Consider the following 20,515-nt stretch of genomic DNA (forward strand, 5'->3'; position numbering starts at 1 on the left):
GCTTAGTTCGCTTTTCATGTCTCAGGGTGTCAAAGACTTCTGCATGGAAACCTTTAAAAGTGACGGCCCGTCACTAGTGATGGGGTGTTCACTTTGTTCAGCACGCGCCCGATAAGGGATGAGAAAAACCTCCATGGAGAAGCACACAGGAGGGCGGTTAGGGAACTCAAAAATGCTGTTGATGAAGGCGACTTTGTGGCGATTTTGGGTTCGAGGAGGGTCGGCAAAACCAGCGTCATCAACGTCTTTCTCAACAAGCACCGCTCGAAATACAATTACCTTTATTATGACCTGGCCTTTGGAATGGGGCGTGAGGCAATAAGTTACACCGAACTCGTCCCCGTTTCGACGAACATACCAGAAGAGCTAGAATACTCCGCCACACTGAGCCTCGGAGTCGTGAAGATGGATGTTAAGCCAAAGGGAATCGCCGAGTTCCAGAATGCGTTTCTGAACCTCCTCAGGCACCTGAACAGGTCGGGAAAAAAGACGGTGGTGGTATTTGATGAAGCCCAGGTCCTTCCGAGGTTCGCTCCACTGAACATGCTCGGCATGCTTCAGACGATTTCAGACGGCTTTGAGAATGTAACGGTTGTCCTCTCTGGCTCGATGCCTGGCCTTCTGGAGAGGATAATAAACCCCTCAGGAGATAAGCCATTCTTCGCGAGATACGTTGAGAAAATTCACATCTCTAGGTGGACGGTTGAGGAAAGTGTTGAGTACTTGAGGAAGGGTCTTCCAGATGCCCCAGAGGAGGAGCTTTATGAGGCCGCCCGGGAGCTTTCAAATGTTCCAGGTTTTCTGGCGTATTACGGTAAGCTGAGGGTTAAGGTGGATTCCCACAGGGAAGCGTTGGCGAGGACGATTCATCACGCTGTCAGGCTTTGGAAGAAGGATTTGAGAGACTTCATCAGGATATACAGGTCTCCCGCGTATATAATCGCCCTGAAAAGGATCGCCAAGGGGCCCTCGTATGGCGTGACGACCGAGGAAGTCCTTACTGAAATAACGTCCGTTGTGGGAATCTCCGAAAGACGGGCAAAGGAGGTCCTCAAGAACCTCGTTGATGGGGGTTTCTTAGTAAAACCCAAGCGGGGCGTTTACCAGATTCCAGAGCGTCCCTTACGGCAGGCGATTCTCGAAACGAGATTGGAAGAAATTGAGAAATCCATCTAAGGCACTCATACGAGCTTTGCCCCGAATTTCAATTTTTTGAAGACTTTATCGTAAACGCTCTGAAGGCTCTCCGTTGTGTGGTGGGAGTAATGGAGCGCGTTTATATCGCCCCTGATTGAGTGCCCCATGAGAAGCTTCTTAACCGTTGCATTGCCGTTCCGCCTGTCCCATTCCTGCGAGAAGAATTTCCTCATGTGCTTGGGCCGGATCGGCTGGTTGGCCAGCTCTTCCTTTCGAATGAATGGTTTTTCGAGGCTGAAGTAAGAGATGACTGGCTTATCGGGGTTTGGGCTGTATCTCTCGACATACTGCTTCAGCAGGCTCTGAACTTCCTTTGTTATGAACGTTACCCGCGCCTGGCCCGTTTTGGCGACGTTTGGTGGCACTTTGATGAGTCCTCGGTCAATGTCAATATACAAAAGGGGTAATTTTGTGAGCTCATACACTCTAAGACCGCTCGTCGCCATTATTAAGAGGCCCAGCATGATTTTGTTGGCAATTCTTCCGGAGACTTCTTCCCTTTTCGCAAACTGAACCCTGTGTATTACCTTTAGGAGGGTTTGGACGTCCTGAACGGTGATGACTGTCATGTCCACTCCAACATATCTCGGGCTTTTGAGGTTGTGTTCAAGCGGAATGCCGGCGATTCTGAAGAGCTTTTTGAGATATGTGATGTGCTTGCGATACATGGAGGGGGAATACTGTTTCTGAAGGTTCTGGAGGTGTGAAATCAAGTCTTCGACCGTGAACGACCAGTAATCGCCATGTTGGGTTGTTTTGTCCAGGAATTTATGAACCACACGGTTCACGAACTTTAGATGGTGTTCAGCAACGTTGTTGGCCTTTAGTTCGAGTAAAAGAATGTCGAGGTGTCTTTTTGTTATTATGTACTGGTTGTCGTCCGCTCGTTCATGTACAAATGCTGGCATGGCGACGTTTTGTCCTTCAAAATTTTCTGCTGTCTCCGTCCTTCTTTTGGCGAATAAAGCCCTTTCAGGCTGTGGATCCCCTACCCGGGTTCAAATCCCGGCCCCGGCCCCATAACAGCCCTTGCTTCCGCAAGCGCTGGCGGAAAGTTTCTAACTGCTTTTAAAATACTGATTTTTTGAGATGCACATCTCAAAAGGAGTGTTTTTGTGCTGGATTTCCTCTCAATTCGCTGCTCTTCAGCGAGTCCCTCCAAGTATAATACCTTTTGGGCATTAAAAAGAAGAAGGACTCAAGATTAGAAAGCTGGATATTTTTGTGAAAACCACACATAACAGGCAGAACTGGCAGACACACTCTTAAAATGACTAATCTATCAGGCAATCTGGACCAAAGCTCATAAACTCCTTATTTGTGAATTAACTCCCCAGACTAATAGTCTCAATGCTTCACAGCCCTAACCAACGTATAAATCCCAGCCTCTTCTTTTATGAGCCCTCTCTCTTTGGCAATCTCCAGCAAGGGTTTCAAATCAAGGAGAGGAATCCCATACTTGTTGCAATTATTCACAAGGACTGGCCAAGAAGCACTACCACCAAAGTCCCTAATCATTTTCAACAACGCTCTCAACTCAGAAGCTTCCCCACTCATAGTCTCACCTCCCCATAAGTCTGATTTAAAGAAAAGACAAGATAAAGTTGGCAAAAGTTGTATTTATATGTTATTATAACACAAGCGAATTACCTCTGAATCCTACATTCATAGCAAGCAGATTTTGTTTTATTTGTCGAAGATTTTACCAAGTTTCTGACTAAATGGTCATAAAGACGATAAACAGAACATAAAAGACCCAAAAATTAGAATTTAAAGAGGCTCATCCCTTGATTGCACCGCTCGTGTATCCTCTTATGAGATATTTACCTAAAGCTATCATAATGATCAGCGTGGGGAGAGCAACCATTAGAGCTCCAGCCATTTGAACGTTCCAGTTTGCAACAAAGCTTCCCTTAAGGTTTGCAAGCATAACAGTCGCTGGCATTGCTTCTTCTCCTCTTGTAAGCACAACTCCGAAGAGATAGTCATTCCAAATGCTTGTGAATTGATAGATAGCAGTAACGACAAATGCTGGCATTGAGAGAGGTAGAATAATCTTTGTATAGATTCCAGCAGCACTTGCTCCATCAACTTTTGCAGCCTCAACGAGCTCATCTGGGATCTCATAGTAATAGTTTGTGAAGAGCAAAGTGGTTATTGGGATTCCATATGCGGTATGAGTTAGAACAAGTCCTGGAATAGTATTGTAGAGGCCAAGGCTCGAAATTAGCCTTACTAAGGGTATCAGGATTGACTGATATGGTAAGAATACACCGAATGTTATTAAAATTAACAATTTTCTTGAAACACTACCTCTTATGAGTTTTGCCAATGTAAAGCCAGCTAAAGACCCAAGCACAGTTGAAAAAATAGTTGCAAGGGTAGTAAAGATTAAACTGTTTATAATAGGTCTCTTGAGATTTTCAAAGGCAATTTTATATGCTCCAAAATATGGAGGAAGAACAAGCTGTATTGGAGTGGTTAAAGCGACTTGTTCCCCTGTTTTTGTTGAGGTTGTTATAGCACTCCAAATTGGAAGAAGATACCCAAAAGCAAGGAGGATTAAGATCATGTACATAAGAACCCTCACTGGTGTTAGTTTTACCTTCATTCTTTTTCACCCCTGTAACTCCAGTACAAATAGGGCAACACAACAGCAAGCGCCATTAAAAGGAGAATTGTTGCTATTGCAGCTCCATATGCAAAGTTCGTCTTTGCAAAGGTCTCTTTATACATCTGAATAGCCAAGATAAATGTCGAGGTTCCAGGCCCTCCACGAGTGAGCACCCAGATAAAGTCGAACGCTTTCAAGGAAAACACCATGAGGACTACGAAAGCACTAAGCGTTGGTTTAACTAGCTGAGGAATCACAACATATCTGTAAACCTGCCACGTACTTGCACCATCTATTACAGCGGCCTCATAGTGATCTATCGGAATAGATCTTATTCCCGCCAAATAAATTATCATTGTATAACCCGAAAACTGCCAGATTAAAGCTATTATTATGCAGTACATAGCAATATTCGGGTCAGTTATCCATCTACTTTTCAAAAATTCCAAGTGTAACTTTCCAAAAAGAGTATTCAGTACACCGCTAGATGGATCATACATCCATGCCCATAGAGTTGCAGTAACTACAAATGACAGAGCAAAAGGAAGGGCATAAATTGTCCTAAATCCTCCCTCAAATTTAATCTTTCTGTCAAGCATGATCGCAAGGATAAGACCCATTAAAATTGAACCCGGCACAAAGAGAAGTAACAGTAGGATGTTATTTTTCAGAGAAGTCCAGAAAACAGGATCATGAAAGAGCTGTTTGTATTGAAGGAGACCAACGAAACGATAAGAGGGAAGTAGGCCTCTCCAATCTGTGAGAGAGATGTATATATTCCACAAAACAGCAACATACACAAAAACTCCCACAAGAATTACTGCGGGCCCCAAAAATAAAAGAATATAAGGAAGATCGGGGGATTTTCGCATTAATCTCCCCCCGATCAGCTGAGCTTCCACTCTTTTATCTTGTTTGGAATCAAGTCCTTCTTCATGGCATTGACGATTTCTGTCATTGCTTTGTTCACATCTTTGCTTGTTGCAAGTTCGGAGATTATATCATTAAGATCAGCTGCAAATGCCTCTGGAACTGCACTTCCGTGAGCGATACTTGGGATCATCTTTGTATTCGGTGACTTAAGTTCTTCCATGAAAGACTTCTGAATTGGATCATATGGATCGGCAGGGGCATCCATCCTTGGTGGTATTGATCCCTTTATTGGGTTGAAGGTGTTCTGAGCCTCAACAGTCCCTATAAAGCTGAGCCACTTCTTAGCAGCATCAGGATGAGCAGCCTTTGCTGGCAGGACAAATGTGTCTATAACAAGGTCATAGACTCCAGCTGGTATTGGAATAGCCCCATAGTCAACGTTTGGCTTCCAGCCCTTTGCTTTGAAGTAACCGTTTGCCCAATCACCCATGAGAGTCATGGCAGCTTCTCCCTTGTAAACCATTGCACATGCTTCATCCCATGTTTTTGCCGCATGGTCCGGATTTGAATACTCAACGTACTTTACAAAATACTCAAGAACCTTTTTGAGAGTTGGATCGTTATCACTTATCTCGCCGTTTATGAACTTCTGATAGTAATCAATTCCTCCCACTGCAACAAGCATGACCTCAAAGACCTGAGTTGCTGGCCACTTATTTCTATCTCCGAGTGCAAATGGCGTGACACCATTCTCCTTAAGCTTCTCAGCAACAGCAAAGAGATCATCAATGGTCTTTATGCTCGCAGGGTCAATTCCATATTTCTCAAATATCTTTTTGTTGTACCAGATGACATTTGCCCTGTGAACGTTAATTGGAACAGCATAATAGTGGTTGTTGAAAATCACCATTTGCTCAATCACATCTGGATAATTCTTTTTCATATCATCTGTCCAGATGTCATCAATTGGAGAAAGCTGGTCAGCTTTAATGTATCTCGCCATCTCATAACCTGCGTGAACCTGGAATGTGTCAGGGGGCTTTCCAGCGAGCATTAAAGACTGAAGAATCATTTTCATGTTAACTCCAGCACCACCACTTACAGGATTTGCCTTTATCTCAATGTTGGGATACTTCTCTTGGAATTTCTTGGCAATAGCATCAAAAGCCTCTTTTTCACCACCAGCAGTCCACCAGTGGTAAATTTCAAGAACTTCTTTTTGGGCTTGAGTTGCAGTAGGTGTTGTTGTTTCTTTTTGGGAGACACATCCAGAAACTATTGCAGCCGCCAAAATTCCAATTAGCAAATATACAAAGAGTTGTCTCATTTTGGGCACAGATAGCACCCCCACGGGGGTTCTTCATAACTTATACGGATGTAAAACTTAAATACTTATCGGTAAAGCAAGTAAAAATATTCCTATATCTCAATTTATACTCTTTTACATTGAGCTTAAGCTAAATTGTAACATAACGTATTCTCAATTTTTGCTCCTTCTCTTATTTTAAATGACACAGTGTTTTACAATCCCATCAAGTATGGTGCTATATCAAACTGTACAGAATCAAACAATTAGTCATTATGTCCCAAATCTTGGAATTATCTGCAAGTTCACCATCTTTTGCAAAGTGTTTAAAAAGCAAACAGAACTCATCACCACACCACACTTAATAACTCACCACCATAAAACAGCCACAGCAAGACAGCAGTGCTCATTGGAACTGTGAACTCATCCCAAGCGGAGTAAATGGGTAAACTCTCCATGAATGTAGCAACTGAGGCGACGAATGCCAAGAGCCCAAGCCCATAAGAAGCTCCAACCACCTTGTGAGCAGCTATCAATGCAAAGATTGACACAACAAACATCGTTAAGCTGCCAATTACTGTTTTATTCTTGTTCCACGGGATTCTAACTCCACCGATTGCTTGTCCAACAATGGCGTTGAAGCAGTCACCAAACGTGGAGACCCAAAGAGCTGCTAAAGCTATAAGCTTTGGGAAAACTGTGCATATCATTCCCATAGTTACCCAAAAGAGAAAGCTCCCCATGTAGTGATTTCCCTTGAGCTCATCTTCTCTCGCCATCTGCCTGTAGCTAATCTCAGCAATCGGAACCTTAATTTTCCAACCCCTTCTCAGCTTAAGATGCTGCAAGGTGTAGATGAATGCTAAGAACCAGACAACAAAGAGAGTAACATATTTTGGTGTGAAAAGTATTATCGGTGCTCCTAAAATGCCGGGAGAAATGTGCCAAGCCTTTCTAATTAATTCACGCTTGCTAATTCTGTTCTCAATTTTACTGAAAATCTTTGATTTAAATTCCATCTGATACGTCCTTTCTGCCTCCATGGAGAAAAGTTAGAAGAAAAAGAATATTTAAAGTTTTCTGCAAATGTCAACACAGCTTTATACAGTTGTCGAATCTATCAGATCCTCCCCAAGCTTCTTCAGTTTTGGATGCACGTATTCTCCGTCTTTTAGAATATACCCCCCATCTCCTTTAACTGTTGCGTTCAAACATATCCCATCAGTATGACTTTTTGCAGAGCCAACTTTTCCCCTAAAGCTCTCCGCTTGATTTCCAAGACCCCATTCCACAGCTCCCCATACCCTCTCATCCTCCAAGATGTTGCCAGTTAACTTTGCTCCCGGATTGCATCCGTAAGACAAATGAGCAATTCGGAACATGTTTAGGTCATTAAAGCTCTTCAGCCATCTTTCAAATCTCTTCGCCTCCCATGCACCCCTTATTTTCGTAACTGTCCCATTCTCAACTTCCAGCACAATTGGATTCTTTAAAATCCCAAGTTCCTGTGGAGGCCATACAGAGCCATCAAATACAATAGTTCCATTAATCGTTTCCTCAATTGGGGCCCAATCCACTTGTCCCACCAGCATGTAATCCCCCGGCCCTTTTACGTCTCCTTCTGTAAAAATTGGTCTCTCTGGGTCATTTTCAAACTCAACATCAGTTCCTGCTGGAGTGGTTATTCGCATTTTTCTGCTTTCTCTAGTAATTTCAGCGAGAAGTTCTTGAAATTCAAGCAGTTTTGGGATATTTATTCTGCCTATAGTTCTTACAAGCATCTCTGAGTCCATGCCAACAAGACAGATATACCTAACTGTTCCTTGTTCCATAACCCTATCCCATGGCGTTGAATATAAAAGCCAGCTTTTGTTGAATTCTACCCATACATCAGCGTTCTTTAACGCCGCCTCCAGTGGTTTCATTGGCAGATAAGGGTCTGCAGCTTTTCCTACATGAGGGGGCATGGGATACCACAGGAGTAAAGGTTTTGCCTTCAGAAGCTTTGCCGCCTGAACTGTTGCCTCAATAACTTGCCAATCACTTCCGGTATCAGCTGTAATTACTACAGTTTCGCCTTGTTGAACCTTCATTATCTCTTTCAATAGTTTATGAGCACTTTCTAAAACTTCAGCAGAGTATAAGCCGGGCATTATACACCACCATTAACCAAAATACCTCTTTCTGCTGTGCATTAAGCCTAAGGATACAAGAGCCTCTGCAACCTTAATTGCAACTCCCGCGGGATCAATTACTGGGATACCAACTTCTTGTTCAATCTCCTTTGCAAGCCCAGCAAATCCGATACATCCAAGAAGAACAACATCTGCTCCTTCTTCTTCAGCTTTTTTGCACTCTTTGATAAGTAATGCCTTGGTTCTCCCCAAATCTTTATCAATTTCTGGAACTGAAAGCTCTATCGCCCTAATTGATGTAACAAGTTTATCAAACTTGTATTTCAAAACAAGCTCTTCAAATATGGGAATTCCGGTTTTTGAGACAGTAACTATGGCTAGTTTCTTTCCAAGGAGTGATGCAAGTGCAAGTGATGCCTCACAAGGCCCTATTACCGGTTTATCAAGCAACGTCCTCAAAACGTCAACGGCAGGGTCTGCACAACAATTCACGATAATAGCGTCATACTCCTCATGAAGCTCCAATGCAAGCTCAACTATCTTTGGAACTGCAATAGCTTCAGAGTACCTTGTTTCTATAGAAATCGGACCATCTTCCAAGCTTACAACGTCAATTTTAGTATCTCCCGAGGCAAAGCTTTCATAAATTTTCTTGTCACTCTCATTCCATACATCCGTCCCAACCGGGTTTATCACCAAAATTTTCATTGTCAGCACCTTACAAAGAAATAATATAAAAATCACCGAGAGAACTTCCTTTCAATTGGAGTGTAGGGAATGTTTAAACCGAGATAAGCTGGTCCAAACACCTCAAGACCTTTTGGGGTCCTCCAAAGCTCTGGAGCAGGGAAACCAACAACAATGTATTCCTTTCCTTCTTTGACGTGTGGATTCGTTACTGGGTATCCTTCGGGAGTCAGGACTGAAATCAAATCTGGTATAGTTACATCAATTTCGCCGTTTCTCCATGATATTAAGTTCTCATTTTTGAACCATACCCTATAGGTTTCCCCTTTAAACTCTTCAATGCCCTCAAGTTCAAATTCGCCTATTGTGAAACCATTTTTGTCTTCCCATGTTGATTTCACGGCAATTCCCTTGAACAATAGGAATCCATTACCCGCTTCGAGTAAGGCGTTTATGGGATCTGTCCCTTCTTCCCTTGCTGTCCTAAGGGCTCTACCAAGTGATAAGGCATAACTTATTGCATTTTTCACAACAGAGTTTCTCAACTCTTTTCCCCGAATTGGATGTGATGTAACTCCAACATTTGTTCTTAGAGATGCTGCTATCGATCTCACAATTTTCTCTGCTTGAAAGTCATCTTTAACCTTCGAAACAATCATCTCATCCCCGAATGGTGTAACAACTGAAAATGGGGCAATATTAATTCCAACAATATAATAAGTCGTGTGTTGTAATTCTGGAACAGACCTTCCAGCTGGATCACCATCAACTATTGGTTTTCCAAGTCTTGCAGCTGTTGCCAAGGCTACAGCTGTGTTTGCACCACCGAGTTCTGTTGAAATTACCCCAGCAAACTCTTTTCTCATAAATTCTTCCAGAAGTCTGTAGGATCTAACAGCTTCTCCCTCTTCATAAACCGATTTTACTTTTTCATCAGAAAGAGAGCCTACGAAATACGGCATTGGGACGATACCGTTGTCGGGGATTTCTTCTAGACTAACGAGTTTAAACTCCCTCCCTGCTTTTAGCTCCCTTTCAATAAGTTCCCATCCCTCTTTTGGTTCACCCCCTCCACCGGTTCCTAAAACAGTGCATCCTTCAATCAAATCTTTTAAGTCCTGTTCAGTCAGCACTCTCATCTTTTCACCTCCCAGAAAACAATCCTTTCTTTCCGTGTTTGACAATATTAAACAAGGAGCGTGCAACGGAGTAAGTCGTCAAAAGAGGTTCTAAAACGGGAACTTTGTATTCATCCCAAATCTCTTTTCTTAAATTCTCTGCAATTACGCTAAACCCCGTACATCCCAGAACAACTACATCTGCCCCATCTTCGATAACTCTTTCGCATGCTTTCTTCGTTTCTTCATATAACTCACTGCTATTCTCCAAAATATCTTCGACAGAGAATTTTATCCTCCTGATTGATATGAGTTTGTCAAATACTCCATATTCCCTTGCCTGCATTCTTGTCCATGATATCAAGTTATCTCCGGGACCAATAACTGAAAATTCCCCGAGCATTGCTGCGATATGCATCGTTGTTTCTCCGGCTCCAAAAACTGGAATATCGAGGTTCTCCCTCAGTTCAAATAAACAAGGATCAGCAAAGCAATCTATCACAATTGCAGATGAATTTTTAAGTTCATCAAGGATTTTTAGAACTTTTGAGCATGCAAAGGTTTTATCTGTGAAGTTTTCTATAGTTTTAGGACCATCTTTAAGTGTTATGACTCTGAACTCATCTTTCGGGAAATATTTCTTTAGATAATCCCTTACGATTTTCTCGAACTCTTTCCCCTTTATTGGATCCAAAATCGTCAACATTATAACTCACCTGCAAAGTGGCACTTAACTAAGTGTCCTCTTTCAACTTCACTCATTTCAGGCTCTTTGGCATCACAAACCCCGGGTTTATAGAAAGGACATCTGGGATGGAATTTACAGCCTTTTGGTGGGTTAAGCGGACTGGGGATTTCCCCAATAACGACACCTTTCTTGAGTGATCTCGCTTTTGGGTCTGGAATTGGAATTGAACTTAGGAGCATTCTCGTATATGGATGCATGGGATTGTCAAAAACCTGATCCAATGTTCCCACTTCAACAAGGTTTCCAAGATACATAACACCAACCTTATCTGCTAGATACCTCACAACACCCAAATCATGGGAAATAAAGAGGTACGTCAAATTCATCTCCTTCTGCAAGCTATCTAACAGGTTGAGAACCTGAGCCTGAACAGAGACATCTAAAGCTGATGTTGGTTCATCTAAAACTAAGAACTCTGGATCCAATGCTAGGGCCCTTGCTATTGCCACCCTCTGACACTGTCCACCGCTCAATTCATCAGGATACTTCTTTGCATGCTCTTCACTGAGTCCAACTGCTTCAAGAAGTTCAAGAACCCTGTCCTCAATGTTCTCATGACCATATTCTCTCAATGGTTCAGCAATTATGTCGAAGATCGTTAATCTCGGATTCAAAGAAGAATAGGGGTCCTGATAGATTATTTGCATTTTAGGCCTTATTCTCTTTAGCTCCTCTTTGGATAAAGCCGTGATTTCGATGTCATTAAAATAAACCTTTCCTCCCGTTGGTTCGTATAATCTCAAAATCGTTCTTCCCGTTGTGGATTTACCGCTTCCACTCTCACCTACGAGTCCAAAAGTTTCACCATCTTGAATTTCAAAAGATACATCATCCACAGCTTTGAGCCAAAGAACCTTTTTTCGCAGAAATCCTTGAGTTACGGGGAAATACTTTTTGAGATGTTCAACTTTAATCATCCAAATCCCCTCCATAAAGGTGACATGCAACAAAATGCCCCGAAGAATACTCTATGAGTTCAGGTTTTGCTTTTTTGCAGATGTCCTTCATATGGTCACATCTAGGATGAAACCTGCATCCACTTGGCGGATTTATTAAGCTTGGAACGCTTCCTCTGAGAGGCTTAAGTGGTTTCTTCTGTCTTGGATCTGGAACAACCGAAAGCAATCCCTTGGTGTATGGATGAAGTGGGTTTTCAAAGAGCTCCTCGGTTTCTGTAATTTCCACTATGTTTCCGGCGTACATGACGCCAACCCTATCACATACTTCAGCGACGACTCCTAAATCGTGAGTTATCAGCAAAACCGAGAAGTTGTACTGATTTTTCAAGTCTAAAATTAACTCAAGAATTTGCTTTTGAATTGTAACATCCAAAGCTGTTGTTGGTTCATCAGCTATCAGAAGTGAGGGATTGGAGGAAAGTGCCATTGCAATCATTACTCTCTGTCTCATTCCACCACTGAGCTCATGAGGATAAGAATTTAACACTCTATCTGCCGGTAGACCAACTGCTTTAAGAAGTTTCTTCGCATGCTCAATTGCCCGCTCTTTTTCAAGACCTTCATGAAGCATTATCACGTCAATCATTTGATCTTTTATTTTGAAAAGAGGATTTAGAGATGTCATTGGGTCTTGGAAGATTATCGAGATTTCTTTGCCCCTTATCTTCCTCATTTCTTCTTCTGATTTCTCAAGTAAGTTTTCCCCCTTGAACAGTATTTTACCAGAAACCTCTGCATTTGATGGCAAGAGTCGTAAGATGCTAAGTGCAGTAACACTCTTTCCACATCCAGTTTCTCCAACAAGGCCAAAGACTTCTCCCTTATGTATTGTCAGATTCACACCATTAAGGACCTTTGCGATTCCCCAAAGGGTTCTAAAGTTAACATATAGGTCTTTTATCTGGAGGAGCTCTTTCATAGGAATCTCCTCCTGAGCCTTGGATCAATAACTTCCCTAACTGCGTCACCCAGCAAGTTGAATGCAATAACTGTAATGAATATTGCCAAACCTGGGAAAACAGGATACCACCAATAGTTGAGGAAGTAATCCTTTCCTTCGCTTACCATAAGCCCCCAATCTGGTGTTGGTGGCTGGACACCCAAACCAAGGAAGCTCAATGCTGCAGCTTCAAGTATAGCTGATCCCATGTCCATCGTTGCTTGGACTATAACAGGAGAAATGGAGTTCGGCAATATATGCCTAAGCATTATTTTCCAATCAGCAATTCCCATTGCCTTTGCAGCTTCGACATATGGTCTTTCCTTAACTGATATTGCCATCCCCCTAGCAAGTCTCGTATACCATGGCCACCAGCTTATTGCCAAAGCCAAGATTGCATTGACCATTCCTCTTCCTAGAGTTGTGGCTATTAACAATGCCAAGAGAAGCGGTGGAAACGCCAAGAATATGTCAGTTATACGCATTACTGCCAAATCTACTTTGCCACCAAAGTACCCTGCTATTAGTCCCAGAGGCACTCCAATTAACAGGGCAAGAGCTACAACAGAAAATCCTATTATCAAAGATGTTCTTGTACCATAAATAACCCTACTTAACACATCTCTCCCTAGGTGATCTGTCCCAAATGGATGTTTCCAGCTTGGAGGCTGCAAACGCTCCTTTAAATTAGGCTCACCCAAAGCTTGTTCTGGATATGGGGCCAATATTGGAGCAAGAATGGCTATTAAAACCAATGCAATAATTATGGATAACCCTAAAATTGAAAGCTTATTCCTGAACAGGATTTTAAGCATTTCTTCCTTTCTCATTTCCATCCCTCACAGCTTTATTCTTGGATCAAGATAAACTTGGACTATGTCAACAATCAGGTTAATGAAGACATAAGCAGTTGCCGCAACAATTGTAACTCCAAGAACAGCTGGATAATCCATGCTGAGAATTGAATATGCTGCATACCTTCCAAGTCCTGGCCAATTGAATATCAGCTCTACCAGAAATGCTCCAACAAGTGTATATGCAAAGGATAATCCAATGGTTATCAACGCTGGAGCTATTGCATTTTTAAGGGCATATTTAAAATATATCCTTCTTGGTGGAATTCCATATGCCCAAGCCGTCCTTATGTAATTTTCTTGGAGAACCTCAATCATCATTGAGCGAACTTGTCTAGTTATTAATCCGATAGGATACATTGCCAAAGTAATTGCCGGTAATATAATATGCTTCAGTGCATCTATAAATACCGGAATGTTTCCTGTTATCAAAGAATCAATGAGATAAAATCCAGTTATAACTTTGAGGGGATGTTGCAAAAGTACAACTGTATCAACTCTACCAGCCAGAGGGAGCAACTGCAGGTGTTTGAAAAATATCAGCTGAAGAACAATTCCAAACCAAAATGCAGGTAAAGAGACGCCACTTATCGCAAAAAGCCTGCTAAGATTATCTAACCAAGAATCCTTTTTAACAGCCGAGTAAACGCCAAGGGGAATTCCAATGAGTATTGCAATAAATTCCGCAACAAGGATAAGCTCAAACGTTGCAGTAAAAGCTGATTTTAAATCTTGAACAACAGGATTATGAGTTCTTATTGAAATCCCCAAATCTCCATGAAGAAGTGACCAGAGATAATAAGCGTATTGTTTTATCAGAGGGTCATTTAAATGAAGCTGTTCCCTTGCTTTCTCTATAGCTTCTGGGGTTGGGTGGGCACCAACATATAACGCTGCTGGGTCTGAGGGGATTACTCTAGATACAAAGAACACAAGTGTAACAACACCAATAATGACAAAAATCGCCAACACGAGTCTATAGGCAACATATTCCCTGAACTTCATTTTATCACCCTCTTAAATTAGAAAAAAGAAAGGAGCTAAGCCTTATGCAGTTCATAGAAGAACACAACTTGTGGATATCCTGGGTTGTCCTTGAATCCCTTTATGCTCTTGTGATAGACATAGACATCGTCAGGGTAGTAGAGGAATATCGCAGGGGCATCTTCAATCAGTATCTTTTCAGCCTTCTTGTAAAGCTCAGCAGCTTTTTCTGGTTGGGTTCCTTCCAATGTAACTGCCTCATCAATGAGCTTGTCAAACTCTGAATTACAGTAGTAACAGAGGTTGAAGTTTATCTCCTCTTCACAATGGAACATGTTAAAGAGGAAGTCATAGGGGGTTGGATATGTTGGCCACCAATACATCATGAATATGTCTTGGGCTTTCGCTGGGTCACTTTTTGCTAAAGCCCATTGTTGCTCCCAGTTCATTGGTCTTATTTCAACTTCAATACCAAGCTTTTTCCACTCTGCTTTGATTATCTCAGCAACTTTTGCTTCCGCCTCATCACCTTGAGTGTATGTGAGAACTAGTTTAAAGCCTCCATTTGGATATCCAGCTTTTGCTAAAAGTTCTTTCGCTTTGTTGAGGTCATAATGATAAGTTGGCAAGTCCTCAAAGTAGCCAAACATTCCCTTTGGTATCGGACCCTTTGCTACCTCACCATATCCATGTAGGACATACTGAACGATATCCTGGTAAGGAACAGCATAGCTTAGGGCTTGTCTAACGAGTTTGTTGTCTAAAGGTGGTTTCTTTGTGTTGAAGAATGCATACAGTTCTTGATAAGAAGGCGTTTGGTCAACGACAACATTTGGGTTCTCCTTAAGCTTGGGTATATCATCAAGAGGCAGGTCTCTTGTAATTTGGATTTCACCACTAACTACCATTTGTTCTCTCAGTGATGCGTCTGGAACAATTTTTATTATCGCCACATCGAACTGGTCATCACTCCATCCTCCCCAGTATTCAGGGAATTTCTTCAAAATGACCTCCGTCTTTGGATCGTACTTATCTATCATATATGGTCCAGTTCCTGCATCATGTCCCTTGTTCAACCAGTCGGCGATTGCATTATCATCACCAAGTTTTGATAGATATTTGCTATCCATTATGTAGGCTCCATATGCGGATGAAGCTATTAATGGGAGATTTGCGGGATATTTTAGGTAGAATTTGATAGTATACTCATCGACAATTTCAATTTTCTTTACAGGATCCCAGATAAATGCTGGTCCAAGTCCCATTCTAATTGTTCTCTCAATTGACCACTTGACGTCTTCAGCTGTCATTTCATTACCTGTGTGGAATTTAACTCCCTTCCTTAAATGAAACGTCCAGACTGTTCCATTTTCGTTGCTTTCCCAAGATGTGGCAAGCCAGGGTTTTAATCCCTCTGGAGTATATTTCACAAGACACTCATAGACATTTGCAAGAACCACTATTGAATTTGAAAATTCTGTGCTTGGATCCAAAGTTATCATTTCACTTCCATATCCATAAATTACAACATTTGTTGTTTCACTCGTTGATTGTGCAGAGGAAGTTGCGGGTTTTTGTGTTTGAGTTGTTGATGTTTCCCCTCCAATACATCCACTTGCAATCACTCCAAATATAATAACGGCTACTACCAAGATAGCAAACTCTTTTTTCACATATACCACCTCGTTTGTTTACACATGCAACTCTTCGTAAATCTTTCACATTTTTTTAAATTTTTTCAAAAATTCTTTGTCATTTTGTTAATTTCTTGAAAATATCTGTTAGGTCTTTCTGAATTTTTGAACTATCTTGATAATTTAAAGTTTAGTCAGAAATAATTAAAGATTTAATAATATTTAACATTATCTGTTCAATTTTTTCAACATATATTGACAAGATTGTTCACAACATGATTTTACTAATATTAACTGCTATGGAGTTATAACTTTATCATCTCTGAAAAGTTAAGAACATAGATGTACTATAACGAAATTTATAGTTGATAAATGTTCATCGAGCATGTTTGTATTTCATAGGCTTTGTAAAGAGCTTCGGACTTGATACTGCTGGTAAAATGAGGCTTTTTTGAATTATCTTACGTCCCGTGATAAAATTCTCTATTGTTTTCTTGAGCTCTTTAAAATCCTTATCGAAAAATTTTATAACAATATCATACTCCCCTATATATTCATCTATTTCAAAGACCTTAGGATTTTCAATTGCCTCCTGTATAAAGGCCTCAATTTCTTCTTTCTCGGCATCTTCCCTAAACTTCAAAATAACATCAGCAGATGCTAGTCCAAATTCTTCAAAAATTAACATGCCCATTACTTGAAGATAGCCTTTTTCTTGAAGAGCAATTCTGTGTCTTCTTGCCGTTGGAACAGAAACTCCAAGCATTCTTGCTAATTCTGTATCCGGTATTCTACCATTTTCTCTCAGGGCTAGATATATCATAACATCAATATCACTTAACTCCCCCTTGCTCATATGTTTCCAAAATTCAATCTCCTCTTTACTCCATTTAATAACTCCTCTTCTATTTCTACTTTTGTCATTTCTATTTTTCATCTTTATCACCTAATTCCCATAGCTATTTTAATTTAGTTAAAAATTCCTTATAACTTTTAAAGAATAAACCAAAACAAGAGTAATGGAATTAAAAACTCTATTCACTTTTGAGTATCTTTGCAAGCTCTTTAGAGAGCTCATCAAGGAACTCTATGAACATTTCTTCATCATACATTACTAGATCCATTTTCTCTTTAATCATCTTTTGGAGCTTTATTATTTGTTCATTGACTTTCCCTTCTTTCCTCATAATTTCAATTAGTCTTGAGGCTGCATCCACTAACCTCAATGGGCCATAAAGCGGAGGTTCATCAACACATCCTCTTGCACTAGTTATTAAAAATGCCAACAACTTGAAATGATCATCCTTTAAAATGTCTTCCATATCTTTCAACGTGCACTACCTCCTCCAGAGGTCTTCTTTTGGGAGGTTTAGGCCAAAACTTAGGATAACCCAAGCTTAATATCAAAACCGGCTCGACGTGTTCTGGAATACCTATCAGCTCTTTCCATGCTGATTTGCTGAAAGATACTATTGGACATGAGCCAATACCCATTGAATATGCAATCAGCATCATGTTTTGAGCTGCCATCGAAATATCCATCAATGCAGTAATTCCACCAAGTCTCCCACCTCTTTTAGCCCTTTCCCTATTAATGCATAAAACAACAATGGCAGTTGGATTCCCAAACAAACCCGGAGAAATTAGTTTTATCTTTTCTATCATAGCCTTTTCTGTCACAAGTATGAATTCCCAAGGCTGAATATTGCTCCCACTTGGTGCCCAAATTCCAGCCTCTAAAATAGCCATTAGTTTTTCTTTAGGAATTTCCTTATCCCTAAAATCTCTAACGGCTCTCCTACCCTTAATTATTTCCATTAAATCCACTCCTTGTTCCTCCTAACTTATATCCTTGACCAAAATATACAAAAAAGATAAAGAAAAATTATTTAGCTGACCATTTCTTCCTCTCCTCATTTATTGGAGCTATGTACCTCTGATAGAACTCCCTGAGCTTCCTTGTATGCTCCTCAACCCATTCTCCGCTAACCTTCCTTCTTGCCACCCCATCCTTGATCGCCTGTTCTGCCACGGCCCTAGCTTCTTTTGGATAAACATCCGGGTGAAGAGGCGTTGGGATTATGTAATCTTCGCTAAGCTCATCATCACTCACACAGCTTGCTATAGCCTCAGCGGCTGCAATGTTCATGTTCAATGTTATGTCGCTCGCTCTCACATCCAATGCCCCTCTGAATATTCCTGGAAAACCAAGAACGTTGTTTATTTGATTCGGAAAGTCGCTCCTACCTGTTGCTACAATTCTTGCTCCCGCTTCTTTTGCATCATCTGGCATTATTTCCGGAACCGGATTTGCCATGGCGAAGACTATTGCATCATCTGCCATTCTGGCAACCATCTCTTTACTAACTATTCCTGCAACACTAACTCCAATAAAAACGTCTGCCCCTTCCATTGCCTTTGCAAGATTACCCTGAATGCCGTGAATATTGAACTTTGCAATCTCTTCTTTGTACGGATTCATGTTTTCCTTCCTTCCCTCATAGATTATTCCAGCTCTATCGACTACTATGATTTCTTTAACGCCAACATGATGCAAAAGCTTAGCTATTGCAATTCCAGCGGCACCAGCTCCACTTATAGTAACTTTAATTTCTGTAAACTTCTTCCCTACAAGCTTTAGAGCATTTATGAGACCAGCTAAAGTCACCACAGCAGTTCCATGCTGATCATCATGGAAAACTGGGATATCTAACTCTTTTTTCAAACGTTCCTCTATTGCAAAGCATCTCGGAGCACTTATGTCTTCTAGGTTTATTCCCCCAAACCCCTTAGCGATGAGTTTTATCGTATTCACAATCTCATCAACGTCTTTTGAATCTATGAGGATTGGAAAGGCATCAACCCCCGCTAATGCCTTAAAGAGAACGCATTTTCCCTCCATAACCGGCATTCCAGCCAAGATCCCAATGTTACCCAAACCCAAAATTGCCGTTCCATCTGTAACGACTGCCACAGTGTTCGGAATTATTGTGTATTCTTCATAACTCTCTCCACTTGCTATGGCTTTACAAGGCTCCGCAACACCAGGAGTATAGGCCAAGCTCAGGTCGTAAAAGTCTTTGAGCTTAACTTTTGGAATAACCTCAATCTTGCCATTTCCGGGGAAGTTATTCTTGTGATAAAGCAAGGCATCTTCTTTCAGTCTTTTTCTTTGCTCTTCAGTAAGTTTAGCCTTCATGCCCAACACCTCCAAACAATTTGATGATTTCAACGTACACATTTAACACTTTCTCAATCTCATCTACTGTTGTGTATTCATTAACAGCATGAGCTTGTCCCCCAACACCGGGACCATAAGCAATGCCTTCAACCCCCACACGCCTGTAATAGACCAAGTCATATCTGCCGGCATTCAGCATCAAAGTGGGTTCTATGCCGAGGACATTTTTGACTGCTCTTTTTGTTATCTGAACTATTTTAGACTCAATAGGTGTTGCAGAAGCTTCTATTAGGCTTTTAACAATAATTTCAATATCAACATTGACTTTTGAGGCGAAGTTTCTTAGATATTCCTCGAGTTCCCTAACAACTTCCTCAGCATCTTCTTCGGGAATTATCCTCCTGTCAAAGCTGAAATAAAATTCTCCTGGAATTATGTTGTCCTTCTTTGCTGGACTTTCAGCATAGCCTCCCAATGCAATGGATGGATATGCAGAATTCTCGTCCTCAACAGGGAAGCAAGTCTTCCTATTTTTCAATAAGTTCCAATAGCTTGGGAGGAAGTTAGCAACAAGCTCGCAAGCTTTTTCAAACGCATTCACAGCTTTCCACGGCCTGCTCGCATGCCCTTGCCTGCCTATAACTCTAACGATTCCCCTCGCAAAGCCCTTGTGCCCTATTCCAATGAGTCTGTGACTTGTGGGCTCTGGTATTATAACATAATCGGGTTTTACTTTCACTTCTTCGATCAGATATTTTGTCCCCATGCCACCACTTTCCTCATCCGGAACAAAAGCAACTTCAATCTTACAGTTAATGAGATTATTTTCAACCACATATTTCAGGGCAGCAAGTGTTGTAGCGATGCCTCCTTTCATATCTGTCGTTCCTCTGCCATAAATTTTGTTCCCCTCAATCGTTGGACTGAAGGGATTATGTCTCCACCCTTTTCCCGGAGGAACGACGTCATAATGTCCATTGAAATGCAAGGATTCACCTTTTCCAATCTTGCCATAAACTATGAACCTTGGCTTCCCTTTATGTTGAGGCGAATAAGGGTAAGTTTTATCAAGGTATTCCTCTAGAACTTCAATTAGCTCTGTGTCAAAACCTATATTCTCGAGCTCTTTTTGTAAGAATTTTGCAATTCTTTCATAATTTTCACCTGGAGGATTTACTGTAGGAATTTTCACAAGCTCAAAGAGAGTTCTCAGAGCATAATTTAGGTATTCCTTCATTTTTCACCACCTACTTAAGCTTAAGGGAAAAAGGAAAAAAGGAAAAGA

The 20,515-nt window shown here is 41.2% G+C and carries 21 protein-coding genes; 1 reads left to right on the top strand and 20 read right to left on the bottom strand.

What is annotated here, in order from left to right; all coding sequences use genetic code 11:
* Window positions 1-93: 93 nt before the first annotated feature.
* Complete coding sequence (locus TES1_RS08350; RefSeq protein WP_042681865.1) at window positions 94-1,176, top strand: AAA family ATPase; 1,083 nt, start codon at window positions 94-96, stop codon at window positions 1,174-1,176.
* A gap of 5 nt (window positions 1,177-1,181) precedes the next feature.
* Here the strand turns inward: TES1_RS08350 and TES1_RS10750 are convergent, their stop codons facing one another.
* The 20 genes from TES1_RS10750 to TES1_RS08450 all read right to left on the bottom strand — a co-directional run bounded on the left by TES1_RS10750 (window position 1,182) and on the right by TES1_RS08450 (window position 20,467).
* A complete protein-coding gene (locus TES1_RS10750; protein WP_051408204.1) occupies window positions 1,182-2,105 on the bottom strand; it encodes a tyrosine-type recombinase/integrase in 924 nt (307 codons plus the stop codon).
* A gap of 439 nt (window positions 2,106-2,544) precedes the next feature.
* The gene (locus TES1_RS08360) at window positions 2,545-2,754 is read right to left on the bottom strand and encodes a hypothetical protein (protein ID WP_042681868.1); all 210 of its coding nucleotides are present in this window, start codon (window positions 2,752-2,754) and stop codon (window positions 2,545-2,547) included.
* Between the two features lie 223 nt (window positions 2,755-2,977).
* The gene (locus TES1_RS08365) at window positions 2,978-3,808 is read right to left on the bottom strand and encodes a carbohydrate ABC transporter permease (RefSeq protein ID WP_042681869.1); all 831 of its coding nucleotides are present in this window, start codon (window positions 3,806-3,808) and stop codon (window positions 2,978-2,980) included.
* Window positions 3,805-4,683, bottom strand: coding sequence for a carbohydrate ABC transporter permease (locus tag TES1_RS08370; RefSeq protein WP_042681871.1), 879 nt, complete (start codon window positions 4,681-4,683; stop codon window positions 3,805-3,807). Before TES1_RS08370 ends, TES1_RS08365 begins: the two co-directional genes overlap by 4 nt.
* Before the next feature lie 14 nt (window positions 4,684-4,697).
* Window positions 4,698-6,011: an ABC transporter substrate-binding protein gene (locus TES1_RS08375; protein WP_042682828.1), complete on the bottom strand. Its 1,314-nt coding sequence runs from the start codon at window positions 6,009-6,011 to the stop codon at window positions 4,698-4,700.
* Between the two features lie 326 nt (window positions 6,012-6,337).
* On the bottom strand, window positions 6,338-7,033 hold the full coding sequence (locus tag TES1_RS08380; protein WP_084340035.1) for a diacylglycerol/polyprenol kinase family protein: 696 nt from the start codon (window positions 7,031-7,033) through the stop codon (window positions 6,338-6,340).
* Between the two features lie 57 nt (window positions 7,034-7,090).
* Window positions 7,091-8,143 (bottom strand): M29 family metallopeptidase, encoded by a 1,053-nt coding sequence (locus tag TES1_RS08385; RefSeq protein ID WP_042681873.1) that lies wholly within the window; start codon window positions 8,141-8,143, stop codon window positions 7,091-7,093.
* 12 nt (window positions 8,144-8,155) lie between these two features.
* Complete coding sequence (locus TES1_RS08390) at window positions 8,156-8,833, bottom strand: aspartate/glutamate racemase family protein (protein WP_042681875.1); 678 nt, start codon at window positions 8,831-8,833, stop codon at window positions 8,156-8,158.
* Window positions 8,834-8,865: 32 nt separating this feature from the next.
* On the bottom strand, window positions 8,866-9,951 hold the full coding sequence (locus TES1_RS08395; RefSeq protein WP_042681877.1) for a DUF917 domain-containing protein: 1,086 nt from the start codon (window positions 9,949-9,951) through the stop codon (window positions 8,866-8,868).
* 4 nt (window positions 9,952-9,955) lie between these two features.
* A complete protein-coding gene (locus TES1_RS08400) occupies window positions 9,956-10,636 on the bottom strand; it encodes an aspartate/glutamate racemase family protein (RefSeq protein WP_042681879.1) in 681 nt (226 codons plus the stop codon).
* Window positions 10,636-11,595: an ABC transporter ATP-binding protein gene (locus tag TES1_RS08405; protein ID WP_084340036.1), complete on the bottom strand. Its 960-nt coding sequence runs from the start codon at window positions 11,593-11,595 to the stop codon at window positions 10,636-10,638. Before TES1_RS08405 ends, TES1_RS08400 begins: the two co-directional genes overlap by 1 nt.
* Complete coding sequence (locus TES1_RS08410) at window positions 11,588-12,556, bottom strand: ABC transporter ATP-binding protein (protein WP_042681882.1); 969 nt, start codon at window positions 12,554-12,556, stop codon at window positions 11,588-11,590. The genes TES1_RS08405 and TES1_RS08410 overlap by 8 nt, the downstream gene beginning before the upstream one ends.
* Window positions 12,553-13,407, bottom strand: coding sequence for a nickel transporter permease (gene nikC / locus TES1_RS08415; protein WP_051408249.1), 855 nt, complete (start codon window positions 13,405-13,407; stop codon window positions 12,553-12,555). Before nikC ends, TES1_RS08410 begins: the two co-directional genes overlap by 4 nt.
* 9 nt (window positions 13,408-13,416) lie before the next feature.
* Window positions 13,417-14,436 (bottom strand): ABC transporter permease, encoded by a 1,020-nt coding sequence (locus TES1_RS08420; protein ID WP_042681885.1) that lies wholly within the window; start codon window positions 14,434-14,436, stop codon window positions 13,417-13,419.
* Window positions 14,437-14,471: 35 nt separating this feature from the next.
* Window positions 14,472-16,088 carry an ABC transporter substrate-binding protein gene (locus TES1_RS08425; RefSeq protein ID WP_042681887.1) on the bottom strand — a complete coding sequence of 539 codons (1,617 nt, stop codon included), beginning with the start codon at window positions 16,086-16,088 and terminating at the stop codon, window positions 14,472-14,474.
* Window positions 16,089-16,425: 337 nt separating this feature from the next.
* Window positions 16,426-16,986, bottom strand: coding sequence for an Lrp/AsnC family transcriptional regulator (locus TES1_RS08430; protein ID WP_051408206.1), 561 nt, complete (start codon window positions 16,984-16,986; stop codon window positions 16,426-16,428).
* 97 nt (window positions 16,987-17,083) lie between these two features.
* Window positions 17,084-17,371 (bottom strand): DUF6092 family protein, encoded by a 288-nt coding sequence (locus tag TES1_RS08435; RefSeq protein ID WP_084340037.1) that lies wholly within the window; start codon window positions 17,369-17,371, stop codon window positions 17,084-17,086.
* Complete coding sequence (locus TES1_RS08440; RefSeq protein WP_227738484.1) at window positions 17,349-17,867, bottom strand: nitroreductase family protein; 519 nt, start codon at window positions 17,865-17,867, stop codon at window positions 17,349-17,351. The genes TES1_RS08435 and TES1_RS08440 overlap by 23 nt, the downstream gene beginning before the upstream one ends.
* A gap of 67 nt (window positions 17,868-17,934) precedes the next feature.
* Window positions 17,935-19,248, bottom strand: coding sequence for an NAD(P)-dependent malic enzyme (locus tag TES1_RS08445; RefSeq protein ID WP_051408207.1), 1,314 nt, complete (start codon window positions 19,246-19,248; stop codon window positions 17,935-17,937).
* Window positions 19,238-20,467 (bottom strand): M20 family metallopeptidase, encoded by a 1,230-nt coding sequence (locus tag TES1_RS08450; RefSeq protein ID WP_042681893.1) that lies wholly within the window; start codon window positions 20,465-20,467, stop codon window positions 19,238-19,240. Before TES1_RS08450 ends, TES1_RS08445 begins: the two co-directional genes overlap by 11 nt.
* Between the last annotated feature and the right edge of the window lie 48 nt (window positions 20,468-20,515).

The sequence above is a fragment of the Thermococcus paralvinellae genome, from assembly GCF_000517445.1.
GTDB lineage: Archaea > Methanobacteriota_B > Thermococci > Thermococcales > Thermococcaceae > Thermococcus_B > Thermococcus_B paralvinellae.

Excerpts from the sequence above, each read along its gene's own strand:
- TES1_RS10750 (WP_051408204.1), bottom strand. The coding sequence starts at position 2,105 with ATGCCAGCATTTGTACATGAACGAGCGGACGACAACCAGTACATAATA.
- TES1_RS08380 (WP_084340035.1), bottom strand. The coding sequence starts at position 7,033 with ATGGAGGCAGAAAGGACGTATCAGATGGAATTTAAATCAAAGATTTTC.
- TES1_RS08400 (WP_042681879.1), bottom strand. The coding sequence starts at position 10,636 with ATGTTGACGATTTTGGATCCAATAAAGGGGAAAGAGTTCGAGAAAATC.
- nikC (WP_051408249.1), bottom strand. The coding sequence starts at position 13,407 with ATGAGAAAGGAAGAAATGCTTAAAATCCTGTTCAGGAATAAGCTTTCA.
- TES1_RS08445 (WP_051408207.1), bottom strand. The coding sequence starts at position 19,248 with ATGAAGGCTAAACTTACTGAAGAGCAAAGAAAAAGACTGAAAGAAGAT.
- TES1_RS08420 (WP_042681885.1), bottom strand. The coding sequence starts at position 14,436 with ATGAAGTTCAGGGAATATGTTGCCTATAGACTCGTGTTGGCGATTTTT.
- TES1_RS08395 (WP_042681877.1), bottom strand. The coding sequence starts at position 9,951 with ATGAGAGTGCTGACTGAACAGGACTTAAAAGATTTGATTGAAGGATGC.
- TES1_RS08435 (WP_084340037.1), bottom strand. The coding sequence starts at position 17,371 with ATGGAAGACATTTTAAAGGATGATCATTTCAAGTTGTTGGCATTTTTA.
- TES1_RS08440 (WP_227738484.1), bottom strand. The coding sequence starts at position 17,867 with ATGGAAATAATTAAGGGTAGGAGAGCCGTTAGAGATTTTAGGGATAAG.
- TES1_RS08410 (WP_042681882.1), bottom strand. The coding sequence starts at position 12,556 with ATGAAAGAGCTCCTCCAGATAAAAGACCTATATGTTAACTTTAGAACC.
- TES1_RS08360 (WP_042681868.1), bottom strand. The coding sequence starts at position 2,754 with ATGAGTGGGGAAGCTTCTGAGTTGAGAGCGTTGTTGAAAATGATTAGG.
- TES1_RS08370 (WP_042681871.1), bottom strand. The coding sequence starts at position 4,683 with ATGCGAAAATCCCCCGATCTTCCTTATATTCTTTTATTTTTGGGGCCC.
- TES1_RS08390 (WP_042681875.1), bottom strand. The coding sequence starts at position 8,833 with ATGAAAATTTTGGTGATAAACCCGGTTGGGACGGATGTATGGAATGAG.
- TES1_RS08375 (WP_042682828.1), bottom strand. The coding sequence starts at position 6,011 with ATGAGACAACTCTTTGTATATTTGCTAATTGGAATTTTGGCGGCTGCA.
- TES1_RS08430 (WP_051408206.1), bottom strand. The coding sequence starts at position 16,986 with ATGAAAAATAGAAATGACAAAAGTAGAAATAGAAGAGGAGTTATTAAA.
- TES1_RS08385 (WP_042681873.1), bottom strand. The coding sequence starts at position 8,143 with ATGCCCGGCTTATACTCTGCTGAAGTTTTAGAAAGTGCTCATAAACTA.
- TES1_RS08405 (WP_084340036.1), bottom strand. The coding sequence starts at position 11,595 with ATGATTAAAGTTGAACATCTCAAAAAGTATTTCCCCGTAACTCAAGGA.
- TES1_RS08450 (WP_042681893.1), bottom strand. The coding sequence starts at position 20,467 with ATGAAGGAATACCTAAATTATGCTCTGAGAACTCTCTTTGAGCTTGTG.
- TES1_RS08365 (WP_042681869.1), bottom strand. The coding sequence starts at position 3,808 with ATGAAGGTAAAACTAACACCAGTGAGGGTTCTTATGTACATGATCTTA.